Consider the following 13,201-nt stretch of genomic DNA (forward strand, 5'->3'; position numbering starts at 1 on the left):
TGTATCATACAACCCTACAAATATACATGGATATTGGTCGTATGTACCTAATTTAAATATATCTATTGTTTAATTTAGCAATTTTATCAAGTGTTTTTTTTAACTTTCCATTTAATTACCGCATCTGCTTAATCACTTTACACAAATTGCAGTTAAATACTACAATAAAAATTAATGATTTCATATAATTTAGAAGGTGTTGATATTCGTTATCAACCTTTGGTTCTTTCAGTTAATTGCAAAGATGATCAATCAGAATTCTTAAGCAAATTGATGGACGATTCATCTACTGAAAAAGTGGATGAATTGGATGCTCAAGTTGGAGAACTGATCAGAATAAATCACCCCCAAAGAAAATTTACTGAAAAAGAGCTGCAAGACAAAATAGAAGGATTTTATTCCGAAAACCCACGGGACCTTTATGGCAACTGGGTTTACTTCAGTTGGAGAAGACAGCTCGTCCGTATACTTGATGAAGAGGATTTTGTCAAGGTGAGGACCTCTCGCAACCGATATAAAATCACCCAAGAGGAGCAAGATCTTTTGAATACCAAGAAAATAGGTATAATTGGTTTGTCTGTTGGGCAGAGTGTGGCCTTAAGTTTAGCCATGGAAAGAACCTTCGGGGAATTGCGCATAGCTGATTTTGATACCTTGGACCTGAGCAACATGAACCGCATCCGTACCGGGGTGTACAGCCTGGGGCTGAAAAAGGTTTGGGTAGTGGCGAGGGAAATAGCCGAGATTGACCCCTTTTTAAAAGTAGTAATTTATGATGAGGGCATCACGGAAGGTACCATGGACGATTTTTTTGAAAAAGGTGGAGCCTTGGATCTGTTGGTCGAAGAATGTGATAGTTTGCCGATAAAAATAGCGAGTAGACTTAAGGCAAAATCGTTGAATATCCCCGTGATAATGGATACGAGTGACCGGGGATTAATGGATATAGAAAGATTTGACCAGGAGCCTGAACGGCCGATCTTCCATGGCATGCTGTCAAAATTCGGAGAAGAAAATGAACTGTTGTCAAAGTTAGAGACGCATTACAGGGAGTTTTTATTGTCGATATTGGATTTTGACCAGTTGTCAGAAAGGTTGAGGATGAGCATGGATGAAATAGGAAAAACGATCACCACTTGGCCGCAATTGGCATCATCTGTCATTATGGGCGGGGCAATGGGAGCGCATTATGCCAGAATGATCCTGCTCAAGCAAAAGCTCCCATCAAACAGGTTTTATGTTGATTTAGACGAAATAAATAGGTAGTATTAATGAGGGTTAGGATAAGAGCAGTCAGAGCCGTTTGTGATACTACCACTACAAATAAATATATTGATGGCCACTTTTCCGTATTAGAGGCTTACGGGGTAACCAAAGTTACTTCGGCAGATAGGTCATGGGTAGAGAATCCAAATGTATATCTTCTGGTGGTCGAATCCGAAGATGGGTCCAAGGTGTTTGGGGGAGGACGGGTTCAGCTGAAAAGCGAAAAGTACCCGTTGCCATTGGAGCCGGCCATTATCGAAAAAGATACGAGGATCATTAAGCATATGTCTCACTTTAGTGAACTTGAGGTTGCTGAGCTATGTGGGGTATGGAATTCAAAGGAGATTGCGGGGTATGGAATCGGGAGCATTTTTTTGATCCGCTCTGGCGTAGCTGTAGCATCGCTATTGGGATTGAAGTGCTTGATGGGCTTTTGTTCTCCTTTTACGGTGGGGAATTGCCAGAAATTAGGGTTTAGGGTTATTGACGGGCTAGGAGATAACGGGACTTTTCTTTATCCCAAAGAAGGGCTGATCGCTACCATATTGGATATTGAAGACCTCAACACATTGCCCAATGCGGTATGTGAGGAGAGAGAGAAGATTTTGTACCTTAGGGACAACCCTAGGCATTGTGCGGATGAGACAAGTCAAAAAGGCGATTTTACAATTATATATGATTTAAAAATTTAGAGGAAATTCATGAAACAGTCGAAAATATCTCCCTCGGTTAATAAGACGTTATACTTTTTGTGTTTTTCATTGCTTTTGTTGGCCGTAAGTGCATGCTCTGGCGATGGCCAAAAGGGTGATCTTTTTGAAACAAAGGTTGACCGGTATACTGTTTTGGAAAAGGAAGGGGAGGATTTAGAGACTTTTAGTGTCAAAGAGGAGTTTGAAGGCCAAATCATGTTGGATTTGGGAATGAATAAGGATACTGTTTATGTAGGGGTTGATCTGAGCAGCTATGATGTTCCCACTGAGGGAAGGGTGGTGTTGGAAGTGAAGAATCCAACAATTCGGTTTTTGGAGCTTTATCAAAGAGATCAGGAAGGAAGGTATTTGTCACGGGGAAAAGAAGGGACTGCTTTGATCAATAAAGAGACTACTCTGGACGGGAATTTTACCCCAACTTTTATCATTGATGAGATCGGTACCGGTGACTTCGTATTCAAGCTTTATTCTTCCGAACCGCTGACGTTTGAAGTGTCTGTTTATGAAGAGCAGGTGTTTCGTGAGTTCAATATGGATCGAAACGTGCTTTTCAATATCTATATAGGGATTATGTTGGCCCTGTTTTTTTACAATTTGATATTGTATTTTTCTGTTAACGATAAGGTTTATCTCATCTATTGTTTGTACACCTTGTTTATTTCTTTGGCTCAACTTTCATTGACGGGGTACCTCTCTGCAATGGTTTTTAAGTCCAATTATGAGTATTACGAAAAAAGTATCATCGTTTTTTCGGGCATGTCAGGCTTATTTGCGGTTACTTTCATCCGGGTATTTTTAAAGACCAGGAAGTTTGTTCCCCGATTGGATAAGGTGCTCCTGTTTATAGGCGTTCTCTATGCCTTGGTATTGATCACAAGGTTTTTGTCCTTGATTGAAGTGAGTTACCGACTGACCGATTTGGCCGGTATGCTGGTGGCGGTTTTCTTTTTCTGGTCGGGTCTTTCCACTGCCCTCAAAGGCTATAAACCTGCAGTTTATTTCCTGATCGCCTGGTCGTTTTTTTTGGTCGGCGTGGTGATATTTGTATTGAAAAATCTCGGCGTCGCTTTCTTTCAGGATTTGGCAAGCTTTCCCATGCTGATCGGCACTGCTTTGGAGGCGGTATTGCTTTCCCTGGCACTGGCCAACAGGATTAATATCCTCAAAAAGGAAAAAGAAACTGAGCAGCAAAAGACCCTTAATGCCATTCGGGAAAACGAGAGACTGATCAAGGAACAGAATGTTATTTTGGAGGAGAAAGTTAAGTTACGTACAGTGGAGCTGGAGCAAACATTGAAAAACCTTCAAAATACCCAGACTCAGTTGGTAAATCAGGAAAAAATGGCTTCTTTAGGACAGCTTACAGCTGGGATAGCCCATGAAATCAATAACCCCATAAACTTTGTAAGTTCCAATATGTCTCCATTGAAAAGGGACATGAACGATCTTTTGGAAATTGTGGCCGCTTATCGGGCAAAGGGAGAAGAAGAATTTTCCGAAGCTTCAAAAAAAGAACTGAAAGATTTGGAGGAGGATTTAGAGTATGATTACCTTTTGGAAGAAATCGGGCTTCTGCTACGTGGAATGGAAGACGGCGCCAAGAGAACGGTGGAGATCGTGAAAGGCTTGCGGTTGTTTTCCAGGGTCGATGAGCAGGATGTCAAAAAAGTGGACCTGCATGATGGGATCAACAGTACCCTGGTCTTGCTGAACAGTAATATGGGGAGGATCGAGGTGAAGAAAGAATACAGCGAACTCCCTATGGTGGAGTGTTTGGCCGGAAAGCTCAACCAGGTGTTTATGAACATCATCAGTAATGCGATCCAAGCCTTGGCTGAGCAGGGGAATGACAATCCATCCCCGGAAATTAGGGTAGGGACTTCTGTTGATCATGGGGAGGTGACCATAGAGATCGAGGATAACGGGCCGGGTATGCCTGAGCACATAAGAGAAAGGATTTTTGAACCGTTTTTTACTACTAAAGCCGTGGGGAAAGGTACCGGATTGGGCCTGTCAATTGTTTATAAAATCATAGAAAACCACCATGGGAAGCTGGATGTTTTTTCTACCCAAGGTCAAGGAACTAAATTTGTGATTAAATTGCCGATATATCAAAATGCACCGACCAATGAGCAATAATAAAATACATGTTTTGTATCTAGACGACGAGGATAATAATCTGAACTCGTTCAAGGCCAGTTTAAGAAGGGATTTTAAGGTATATACTGCAATAAATGCTGAAGAGGGGTTGGAGATTGCCAGAGGGAACGAACTGCATGTGGTCATTGCGGATCAAAGGATGCCCGGGATGACCGGGGTTGAATTTTTTGAAAAACTTGTGAAAATCAAACCGGATCCCATTCGGATTTTGTTGACAGGTTATTCAGATATTGCCAGTGTGATAGACGCCATCAATAAAGGCGAGGTCTACCGTTTTATAGACAAGCCCTGGAATATTGAGCAGATTAAAAACGCTATCAAAAATGCCGCTGATATATACTTTACCCGCCAAGAGCTGAAAGAGAAGAATAAGCGCTTGGAGAAAATGCATTCTGAAATGAACCAGTTTGTATACAGTCTGTCCCATGAGCTAAGGGGGCCGCTGATGAGTATTTCCGGCGTGTCGAAACTGGCAAAGATGGAATTCCACGACAGGACCATATTGGAGTATTTTGAAATGATAGATTCCGCTACGGTAAAGCTGGATGATTTTATCTATAAAATGCTCGATTTTTACCGGTCAACCAAGATAGACAATGTAGTTACCTCAATTGATTTTAATGAGCTGCTGGAACAGCAGTATGAAGCGTATAGGAACAAATGGGACCTTAGTGAGGTGCAGGTGGAAATCAATACTCAGCAAGAAGAGGCGTTTCATTCGGATGAAGGGAAGCTCAGGGTGATTTTTAACAACCTTTTCGGTAATGCCTTCAAGTTCCAAAACGAAGAAGAGGACAATAAATTCATTAAGATCGACATACAGGTAAAAGATGGAAAGTCGGTCATCGATGTGACTGACAACGGGATCGGGATAGAAGATAAGTACCAGGAAGAGGTGTTTGATCTGTTTCACCGGGCCACCCAGAAAAATGTAGGTTCAGGGATTGGACTTTACATGGTGAAAGAATCTGTAGAGCAGCTCAAAGGGGAAATAGAATTGATTTCAGCAGTGGGAGTTGGAACCACTTTTAAGATTACTATACCGTCCCTTTAAGAAGGAGTACTTCTGTAAAAAAAAGTAAAAAACGGCGGCTGTAAATTAAACAGCCGCCGTTTTTTTAGTTGGTAAAGACAAAAGTGACCTGGACCTCATCTGAAAGCGTTTGTTCTTCTGGGGAGAATACAGGAGAGGGGGCATCGGCCATACTTTTTTGGGCTCTCATATATTCCATCTGCATGGGGCGAGGGAAGCCTCCTTGGGTAGAAGTATAATTGATAGTGTAGACCTTGATTTTTTCGAGTTCCATGGTTTCGGCTATGAGTGCTGCTTTTTCATGGGCATCATTGAGCGCCTCTGTCAGCAATTGTTTTTCATAAGCGGCTTGCATTTCATCAGAAACCTGAAAGGCGACATGGTAAGTGATTTCCTCGTTTTTGTTCAATTGTTCTATCAGCTGAACCAGGTCTTTCTGGGGATTATTTAACGTGATTTTGAGGTTTTGGGAAGCCACATAACCACTGTCTTTTGAACTGCCTTTTTGATAAATCCTGTTGATGCTGACATTATAGTTGGAGGTGCTGAGTTTGAAATTGGTCAAACGGCTTTTTTTGACCAGCTGTTCCAGTTCATGGCTTTTTTTGTTGAGCATGGCGGAGGCATCGGAGGCCTTTAGGGCTTTGGTCTGCACGAGGATAGCAACAGTCGCCTCATCCGGTGTGATAAGGATTTCACTTTTTCCGGTGACTTGAATGGTATGAGGGGTGATGTTGTTTTGGGCCTGGGCCATTGAAATTCCTATCAAAAAGAAGGAGAAAATTAAGCATACTCTTTTCATAATAATCGTAGATGTTTTACCCTCTGGACGACAAAATGCAAGCCATCATAACATATAGGGTAAAAAAAATACAGTAAATTCATTTATTCGCTTTGTTAACTAGACAAATGGCAGTAATTTGCCAACCGTTTTAACAAGAATATAAAATTGTTTTAAATATGATTAATCCTTGGCATGACGTCCAGATAGGTAAAGATGCGCCGGAATATGTAATGGGCGTTATTGAAATCCCAAAAGGGAGTAAGGGGAAATATGAGCTGGACAAGAAGACGGGTATGTTGATGTTGGATAGGGTCTTGTTCTCATCAGTACACTACCCTGCAAATTATGGTTTTATCCCACAAACTTTTTGTGAAGATCATGATCCCCTAGACATTTTGATCATTTCCCAGATTGATATCCCTTCCATGACTTTGGTAAAGGCCAAGGTGATCGGGGTGATGAGGATGATTGACGGAGGCGAGGCTGATGATAAAATCATCGCAGTAGCTGCAGATGACCAATCAGTCAACTACATCAACGATATTGATGAGCTTCCCCCACATTTGATGAAAGAAACCCACCGTTTTTTCGAAGATTATAAAAAACTGGAGAACAAGGAGGTGAAGGTAGAAGATTTTCTTGGAAAAGAGGATGCCATGAGGATTGTCAACGAGAGTATAGAGCTCTATGACAAGAACTTCCGGAACCAAAAATAAGGATAAGGCTGCTTTCGGGCAGCCTTATTTTTTTGTCTTCTCCATAAAAGCCAAGCGGACAAACTAAACTTAGCCTTTCTGAATGGCTTACCAACGCCATATTTTTTGTAATTTGCAGCTTGCAAATAACTAGTATATGTCCAGATTTGATCATATAAGACCCTATTATGATACCGAGGTCAATCAAGCTCTTCTCAGTGTGATTGATGATCCCATGATGAAAGCCATCATGAAATTCACTTTTCCGGAAGCAGAGGAAGGGGAGTGGAGGGAGCAATTGAGCAGGACCCATTCTATCCGTGATTTTCAGATAAACTTCATTTATCCGGCCATCAACATGGTCCTCAAAAAAAGCGCGGGAGATTTTACATGTTCGGGGTTTGAGCAGCTGGACCAGCACACAGCCTATCTGTTTATATCAAATCACAGGGATATTATCCTTGATAGTTCGTTACTGAATTATGCTTTGTTCAATAATGGGCTGATGATGACCTCTTCTGCGATAGGGGATAATTTGGTGAAAAAGCCGTTTTTGATGGCTTTGTCCAGGCTTACGAGAAACTTTATCGTGCAGCGAGGCCTCTCTCCAAGGGAACTACTGGGAAGTTCAAAGTTGATGTCAGCTTATATTCAAGAGCTGTTGAGCCATGAAAACCGATCAGTTTGGATCGCACAACGTGAAGGACGTACCAAAGATGGCAATGATGCCACCCATAAGGGGGTGCTGAAGATGATCGCCATGGCTCGGGAGAACCAGAGCGAAATGGCCTATTTCAAAAGTCTGAATATCGTACCGGTTTCCATTTCCTATGAATATGACCCCACAGATGTGCTGAAAATGCCTGAATTGATGGCCAAAGCCAGATCTCAGGAATATGTCAAAGGACAGAATGAGGATTTCAATACGATATTGAATGGTGTGATGGGGCAGAAAAAACGCATCCATATACACGTAGATCATACCTTGAACGAAGAAATTGATTCCATCATCAGTGAAGGAGCTTCTCCCAACAAACAGTTTCAATTACTGTGTGATGTCATCGACCAGAAGATCATCTCAAATTACAGATTGTGGCCAACAAACTATATTGCCCATGACCTGCTTTATGAGCGGGGGCAGTACCAAAGTGAATATACCAGAGAGGAGAAGGAGGAGTTTGAAGAACGTTTCAGAAAGGGAGTGGACCAGTCAGATGAGCTGGCGGTAAGAAACTTTTTGGCCATGTATGCCAATCCGGTGACCAATCAGGAAGCACTTAAGGTAAATCCATAATAAACAAGCTGCTCTCCTAATTCAAATTCATTAAACCTCTCCAAAGAAGATTCCATTTGTAACAAGAAATTGATTGCGATTTGATAAGTAGGGATTCGGTGATCTGACCTGATAAGGCAGGCCGAATCCTTATTGTTAAATCCCTATTGCTCTGCGGCGTTCCAATAGGGCAGTCGTTCGCAGGAACTGATTTCCAATGTATAAAAATTGAATTCTTCGGTGACTTTTCCTTTCAGAAGATAGATTCCTCTTCCCGTCAGCGGGGATTTTTTGACGATAGGCGGAAAATGGACTGTATCTATCCAGCAGCCTTCTTTGTCCAGAAAAGTGCCGAAATTCATGGTGTCCCCCTTCACGGTACGGGTGTATTTTACGGTGACCAGATAGCCGATAATCTGGACGTTTTTCCCGGCAAATTGGCAGATGTCTTTGGCCCTGATGGTGGGGATGTCTTTGTTTTTAAGCAATAGAAAAGGGTCCGATAGAGGAAATTCCATGATTTCGAGTTGGTCAAGAATATCTTGTCTGGGATCGCTGTTTTCCAAGGGAGGAATCGGAAGCTCTCTGAATCCGGTTTGCCGGAAAAGGTGGGAGGAGTGGCTGGTGTTTTTCTGCTTGTTAAGGAGAAAGTGGGCTTCCCAGAGCAGTGCCTGCTTGCTTTTAGGAATAAAGCGGAAAGCATCTATTCGGATCAGTATCAGCAGCTGCTCCAGGCCGATGGCTACCCGGGAGATAAAGTCTTTGAGATCAGCAAAGCTGCCTTCATGTTTACGGTTGTTTAAAATGGCCTTTATGATCTCATTTTGGAGGTATTTTAAATGCACGAAGCCCAGGTAAACCGTTGTGCCTTTGATACAGGTCAGGTGGTCACTTTCATTGATATGGGGAAGCTGTACGTCCGCTCCGCAGGCGATCAGCTCTTTGATGTAAAATTCTGTGCGATAGAAGCCTCCAAAATTATTGATCACACCCACCATAAATTCCATGGGAAAGTGAGCTTTGAGGTAAAGGCTTTGGTAGCTCTCCACGGCAAAGGAGGCAGAGTGTCCTTTTGCAAAAGAGTAGCCCGCAAAACTTTCCACTTGGAACCAGACTTCTTTGGTAATTTGTGCATCCCTGCCTTTTTCCAGGGATTTCTCAAAAAAGCTTTCTTTGACTTTTTGAAATTCCGCCTTGGAGCGGAATTTTCCACTCATACCTCTCCTGAGCACATCTGCTTCGTCAAAGGACAGCCCCGCAAAATAGTGGGCTACTTTGATCACATCTTCTTGGTATACCATGATTCCATAGGTTTCGGGCATCAGGTCATAGAGGATGGGGTGGGCCCTGCTTTCCCTTAGTTCCGGTCGGCGGTGACGGAGGATGTACTCCCGCATCATGCCTGATCTCGCTACGCCGGGGCGGATGATGGAACTGGCGGCTACCAGGCCCAGGTATTCATCAGCTTCCAGCTTGGCAAGGAGCATGCGCATGGCCGGCGATTCCACGTAAAAGGCTCCCATGGTGTGGCCTGTCCTTAAGTGCGCCTTGATTTTTTCGTCTTTTTTGAATTCGGCAATACGGTGGATGTCCACTTCAATGCTCCTGTTTTGATGGATAATGTCCAGGCTGTCCCGGATATGTCCCAGCCCTCTTTGGCTAAGAATGTCAAATTTGGCAAAACCGATTTCCTCTGCAGTGACCATGTCAAAGTGGGTAATGGGGAAACCTTTAGGTGGCAAATCTGTCGCGGTATAATAATGAATGGGATGTTGGGAAATCAAAATCCCTCCGGCATGGATGCTTAGGTGATTGGGCATGTCCTGAAGCAGCTGGCTGTATTTCAGCACCAGGTGGCCGATGTGGTCCGGTACATAACCGCCCGGTTTTGCGATATGGTTGATAAGGGCTTCAATGTCCGTTTTGGGCAAGCCGAAGACTTTGCCCAGCTCCCTGATAGCGGAATTGACCTGAAAGGTATTATGTGTTGCCAGTAGTGTGACATGTTCCTCCCTCTGGGTATTGTATTTGTCAAAGATGTACTGAATGATTTCATCCCGGTCTTTCCAGGAAAAATCAATATCGAAGTCAGGTGGTGAAGAGCGGTAGAGGTTGATGAACCGTTCGAAGTAGAGGTCTAATTCTATGGGGTCCACATCGGTGATATAGAGACAGTAGGCCACGATGCTGTTGGCCCCGCTGCCCCTGCCCACATAGTAAAAGCCTTTTTGGCGGGCATAGTTGACGATGTCGAAATTGATCAGGAAATAGGAAACAAATTCCTTTAGTCTGATGATATCGAGCTCTTTTTCGATTCTTGAAACGTGACTTTCGGGCAGAGGCTTTCCATAGCGAAGTTCAGCGCCTTTATAGGTTTCGTTGCGGAGCATTTGAAAATCCTTCTTGCTATCCCCCAAAATACCTTTCCGGTTTTCTACCCGTTGATAGTCTTGGAAGAAATCGCAGGACTGAAGCAGTTCCTGTGTGTTTTGTAGCAGCCAGTATTCCTGTTCACAGCGTCCGGCCAGATCTCCTAGGCTGTAAAAACTGTCTGAGATGTCTGCTTGCTCGGATTTTGGTAGTTTGCTGAGCAGGGTGTTCAGCTCGATACAACGTAAAAGCCGGTGAACGTTAAAGGATTGCTGAGAATAAAAAGTGGCCGGCTGAAGCAGGACCCAATGTTCTTTTAGGGCAGCCCACGGAGAGCGGAGGGCTTTTTTGATATAGGAAGGAGGTATGCCTATGTATTCGTTTTTCCGCAGCTGGTGGAATGGCCTGGGGTAAGGATAGATGACAGCGACATTTTTCCATTGGGGGGCGTTTGCAGGGATAGGGGTGTTGTTTCTTTTGTGCAGGGAAAGGTGGAGGTTCATTTCGAAGAAGCCGTGATGGTTCAATGCCAGGCCTATGTATTGCTGCTGGATGCCATTTCTAAAATCAATCCCTGCGACAGGGTGGATGCCCGCTTCCTTGGCTTCCTTGATAAATGGGTAGATGCCCGCCGTGCAGTTGATGTCTGTCAAGGCCAAGGTTTTTATGCCTTTTGACCTCGCATTGGCAATCAGCTGTTGGATGGACATGATACCGTATTTGAAGCTGAAATAAGAATGGCAATTGATAAACATACCTTAGGGCGTCTTGCTTTCACTGTTATACAAATATAAAAAGTTTATTTAATAAACTATATAATGTTTCTTTAGTGAACATTTGTTGCGAATGGGGACGGAAAGCCGTTGCTCACACTGCATGATCTTTCATCAGTAGGGAGTATGGATCAGGGAATCGATATGTATCAGGGAAAGGTTCGTGGTGTTACCCCGGATTTCCTGAAAATAAAATTGCTAATAGGTCTTTCGGCCCCCTGTCTTTGGAGGCTGAGCACTAAGGCTGGTTGGAATAATGCGTTCCCGCTTGTCCTATGGCCTTATTCTGAGGAAGATTTCATTATCACGAATGCTGTCAAGCTGTTCCAAGGTGCAGCACTCATGTGTTACCGGCCGGATAAAGTGCGGTTCCCGGTGTTGACCAAGATTATTTTTTCAGGTATTTGTGGGGCTGCCACATGAGCAGGTTTATGCTGATGGTAATCCCAATAAGTAGCAAAAGAGAGGGGAGGCCGCCTAAGTTGGACAACATTTTTACCCCATTGATTCCAGCAAAGGTGATCATTACCCAGGCCAAGAGTCCCACGAGCATTCCCCAAGCTACTTTCAGCGAAACATCTGAGTCGAAATTTTCTATGGAGAAGGATTTCATGCTGAGGGAGGCCATTGCTTCTGTGCTGGAATCGGCAGCGGTGACGTAGCTGATAAACATGGCAACGATAAAGGCAGGCCCGAGTAGGTTGGGGAAATCCATGTCTTTGAACACTTGGTAGATGATGGATTCCGGTCCCGAATGTTCGAGCAGGTTTTTGAAAAGAGCGGGATTGCCTTCGGCGAAGAAAAGGGTGCTGCCCCCAAAGATGCTCATCCAAGTCAGGCAAAACAGAGCGGGAAAAACCCAATTGAAAAGAATGAATTCCCTTACGGTTCTTCCGTAGGAGATTTTCCCTAAAAACAAAGCCGTGATAGGAGCCCAGGCCATCCAGTTTGCCCAGTTGAAAACCGACCAGGATTGAATCCATTCACTGTTTTTTATGGGCCCCATCTGCAGGCTGAGGGGAAGGAAATTGGCCAGGTAATTGGTGGCACCCGTTTCGGCGGACCGGAGGATGGGCAGTGTAGGGCCAATAATTAGGATGGAAAGGCTGAAGAGGATAAAAAAGAAGAAGTTGATCTGGCTGAGCTTTTTGATTCCTTGGTCGATGCCGGATGCAGCGGAGAGGATAAAGGTGCAGATGATGGTTAAGGTCACTAAAGGGGTGAGCCATAGCTTGCTCCAGTCGGTCCACTGGGCCTGTATGCCCCCAGAGATGCTGAGTATACCGGCGCCCAGTGAGGCCGCCATGCCGGAGACCAAGGCAAAGAGGCATATCATGTCCAGAAATGGGGTGATTTTGGCGCGGTATTGCTGGTTCAGGATGGGGGCTAATGGACTGCTCAAACTGAACTTTAAATCTGCATTGTAGATGGCTAGGGCTATTCCCAAAGCAGGGATACAGTATATGGCATAAGGGGTGAATCCCCAGTGGAGGAAAATCGCGCCCATGGAGAAGGCTGAAGCTTGGTCAGAAGAGGTAGTGATTTTTTGAAAGTCAGGTGGGTAAAGGAAATGGAACAGGGGTTCTGCACTGCCCCAAAATAATATTCCTACCGCCACTGTAGTGCAAAGTATAATGGAGAACCAGCTTCTTTTGCTGAACCTTGGCCGAGCGTTTTTTCCACCGATTTTTATTTTCCCCAGGGGGGAAATCAATACGAGGATGCAAGAGAGCACCATGCCCGCAGCTGTGTAAGAGAACAACAGGGAAAAGTGCTCCAGGATGAAACCGTTGGTTAGTTTCATTGTCAGTTCGAAAAGATCCGGAGCCATGATGCTCAGGGCCACCGCCAAAGAAATCAGCACGAAGGGCGGCCAAAACACCTTTTTTCTAACGGGGCTGAGAAATATTCTGCGACTTCTTTTCAAACCATTAGGCATTGATAGTGATTACTTTAAAATTAAATATTCTGTGTATCCGCAATGTTGCACGTAACCAAATCTTATAAGGTTCTTATTGCTTTCTGTTCTTTTCCATTGATGAAAAGAACCAAAAATCTAGGCCATGGAGCCTTCTTCAAATTGAGTGAATTGGTTTTCGATTACGATCAGTTTGTCTCAATTTGATTTTGTGCC

The 13,201-nt window shown here is 43.9% G+C and carries 9 protein-coding genes; 6 read left to right on the plus strand and 3 right to left on the minus strand.

From position 1 onward, the window contains the following. Positions 1 to 273: 273 nt before the first annotated feature. Genes ACYVAA_RS20175 through ACYVAA_RS20190 form a run of 4 tightly spaced genes read left to right on the plus strand, consistent with a single transcriptional unit; the run spans position 274 to position 5,193 of the window. Positions 274 to 1,266 carry a nitroreductase family protein gene (locus ACYVAA_RS20175; RefSeq protein ID WP_460545274.1) on the plus strand — a complete coding sequence of 331 codons (993 nt, stop codon included), beginning with the start codon at positions 274 to 276 and terminating at the stop codon, positions 1,264 to 1,266. A 5-nt stretch (positions 1,267 to 1,271) separates the two neighbouring features. Further along, entirely contained in the window at positions 1,272 to 1,958 is a 687-nt protein-coding gene (locus tag ACYVAA_RS20180) for a hypothetical protein (RefSeq protein ID WP_460545276.1), read from the plus strand. A gap of 9 nt (positions 1,959 to 1,967) precedes the next feature. Then, positions 1,968 to 4,118, plus strand: a complete 2,151-nt coding sequence (locus ACYVAA_RS20185) for a 7TM diverse intracellular signaling domain-containing protein (RefSeq protein WP_460545278.1) — start codon at positions 1,968 to 1,970, stop codon at positions 4,116 to 4,118. Beyond that, entirely contained in the window at positions 4,108 to 5,193 is a 1,086-nt protein-coding gene (locus tag ACYVAA_RS20190; protein ID WP_460545280.1) for an ATP-binding protein, read from the plus strand. Before ACYVAA_RS20185 ends, ACYVAA_RS20190 begins: the two co-directional genes overlap by 11 nt. 64 nt (positions 5,194 to 5,257) lie before the next feature. On the opposite strand, the gene ACYVAA_RS20195 is transcribed toward ACYVAA_RS20190, so the two are convergent. After that, positions 5,258 to 5,974, minus strand: coding sequence for an SIMPL domain-containing protein (locus tag ACYVAA_RS20195; RefSeq protein ID WP_460545282.1), 717 nt, complete (start codon positions 5,972 to 5,974; stop codon positions 5,258 to 5,260). A gap of 158 nt (positions 5,975 to 6,132) precedes the next feature. Here ACYVAA_RS20195 and ACYVAA_RS20200 point away from each other — a divergent pair, with 158 nt between their 5' ends. Together ACYVAA_RS20200 and ACYVAA_RS20205 are read left to right on the plus strand one after the other, a co-directional pair. After that, the gene (locus ACYVAA_RS20200; protein ID WP_460545284.1) at positions 6,133 to 6,672 is read left to right on the plus strand and encodes an inorganic diphosphatase; all 540 of its coding nucleotides are present in this window, start codon (positions 6,133 to 6,135) and stop codon (positions 6,670 to 6,672) included. A 136-nt stretch (positions 6,673 to 6,808) separates the two neighbouring features. Then, positions 6,809 to 7,945, plus strand: coding sequence for a lysophospholipid acyltransferase family protein (locus tag ACYVAA_RS20205; RefSeq protein ID WP_460545286.1), 1,137 nt, complete (start codon positions 6,809 to 6,811; stop codon positions 7,943 to 7,945). Positions 7,946 to 8,088: 143 nt separating this feature from the next. Here the strand turns inward: ACYVAA_RS20205 and ACYVAA_RS20210 are convergent, their stop codons facing one another. Both ACYVAA_RS20210 and ACYVAA_RS20215 read right to left on the minus strand, forming a co-directional pair. After that, positions 8,089 to 11,049, minus strand: a complete 2,961-nt coding sequence (locus ACYVAA_RS20210) for a DNA polymerase III subunit alpha (protein ID WP_460545288.1) — start codon at positions 11,047 to 11,049, stop codon at positions 8,089 to 8,091. 406 nt (positions 11,050 to 11,455) lie between these two features. Beyond that, a complete protein-coding gene (locus tag ACYVAA_RS20215) occupies positions 11,456 to 12,994 on the minus strand; it encodes a BCCT family transporter (protein WP_460545290.1) in 1,539 nt (512 codons plus the stop codon). Positions 12,995 to 13,201 lie beyond the last annotated feature (207 nt).

It is taken from the genome of Echinicola sediminis (assembly GCF_054777495.1).

Coding starts and splice junctions, on each gene's coding strand:
- ACYVAA_RS20175 (WP_460545274.1), top strand. CDS start 274: ATGGACGATTCATCTACTGAAAAAGTGGATGAATTGGATGCTCAAGTT.
- ACYVAA_RS20180 (WP_460545276.1), top strand. CDS start 1,272: ATGAGGGTTAGGATAAGAGCAGTCAGAGCCGTTTGTGATACTACCACT.
- ACYVAA_RS20185 (WP_460545278.1), top strand. CDS start 1,968: ATGAAACAGTCGAAAATATCTCCCTCGGTTAATAAGACGTTATACTTT.
- ACYVAA_RS20190 (WP_460545280.1), top strand. CDS start 4,108: ATGAGCAATAATAAAATACATGTTTTGTATCTAGACGACGAGGATAAT.
- ACYVAA_RS20195 (WP_460545282.1), bottom strand. CDS start 5,974: ATGAAAAGAGTATGCTTAATTTTCTCCTTCTTTTTGATAGGAATTTCA.
- ACYVAA_RS20200 (WP_460545284.1), top strand. CDS start 6,133: ATGATTAATCCTTGGCATGACGTCCAGATAGGTAAAGATGCGCCGGAA.
- ACYVAA_RS20205 (WP_460545286.1), top strand. CDS start 6,809: ATGTCCAGATTTGATCATATAAGACCCTATTATGATACCGAGGTCAAT.
- ACYVAA_RS20210 (WP_460545288.1), bottom strand. CDS start 11,049: ATGTTTATCAATTGCCATTCTTATTTCAGCTTCAAATACGGTATCATG.